Here is a 975-nt window from a genome sequence, read left to right on the forward strand (position 1 = left end):
GTCGATGACCGAATCGGCGGCGATCTGCATCCTGCTCGCCGAGCGTCATCCAGAAGCGCATCTGGCGCCGCAAGCGGGCTCGCCGGCGCGCGCCGATTTCCTGCGCTGGATGGCCTTCATGTCGTCGGCGCTCTATCCCGCGATCCTGAGGCTCTATTACCCCCACCGCTACACGGCCGACGCCGATAGCGTGCAGGTGGTCAAGGAGGCGGCTATCGCGGAAATGGATCGCGGCTTTGCCATTCTCGATAGCGCGCTCGCCGGCCGTGAGTGGCTGGCCGGTGAGGAACTTTCGCTGGTCGACATCTATCTCGTGATGCTGGTGGCCTGGCATCCCGACACCAAGAGCGCTCGCGTGGCCTGGCCGAACATCGAACGGCTGTGGGGCAAGTTGCGCCAGCATGCGATCATGCGGAAACTGAACCTTTCTCATGAGATGTGGCCGCAGGACTAGTTGCTGGAACCGCCGTCTCGCCTCAGTTGCGGACCAGCTTCCCCCGCTCGGCCTGCAGGAAATGGCGCAAGGCCGGATCGCGCTCGAGGCCGATCGCCCGGCCATAAGCCTCGGCGGCCTCGGCCGTCCTGCCGAGCCTGGCTAAGAGCTCGGCCCGCGCCGCCCAATAAGGCTGGTACTCGCCAACCCGCTTGTCGCCGCCGATCTCGTCGAGCGCGGCAAGACCCTCGGCTGCGCCCTCGGCTTCGGCGATCGCGACAGCGCGGTTGATCGCCACCACCGGCGAGCCGGCAATCGCCATCAGCGCGTCGTAAAGCTGGCGGATCGCGGTCCAGTCGGTGCGGCCGCTCCGCCGCCTTGCCGTGTGCGCCGACTGGACCGCAGCCTCCAATTGGTAGCGGCCGATGGTTCGCCTGATCGCGGCGCGCCTGAGCAGCGCTTCCGCCTCGTCGATCAGCTTGTCGTCCCAAAGCGCCACGTCCTGCTCAGCCAGCGGCACGAAGTCGCCGTCGGGACTGCGC

At 67.3% G+C, this 975-nt stretch carries 2 protein-coding genes; one reads left to right on the plus strand and one right to left on the minus strand.

All coding sequences use genetic code 11. The features are described from left to right. The coding region (locus EOA60_RS34730) for a glutathione S-transferase family protein (RefSeq protein ID WP_164899857.1) at positions 1–454 on the plus strand (454 nt) is incomplete at its 5' end. A 22-nt stretch (positions 455–476) separates the two neighbouring features. Here the strand turns inward: EOA60_RS34730 and EOA60_RS34735 are convergent. Then, positions 477–975: DUF6596 domain-containing protein (locus EOA60_RS34735; protein ID WP_348632754.1), on the minus strand; the 499-nt coding region annotated here is incomplete at its 5' end.

The organism is Mesorhizobium sp. M1A.F.Ca.IN.020.06.1.1 (genome assembly GCF_004023265.1).
Lineage (GTDB): Bacteria > Pseudomonadota > Alphaproteobacteria > Rhizobiales > Rhizobiaceae > Mesorhizobium.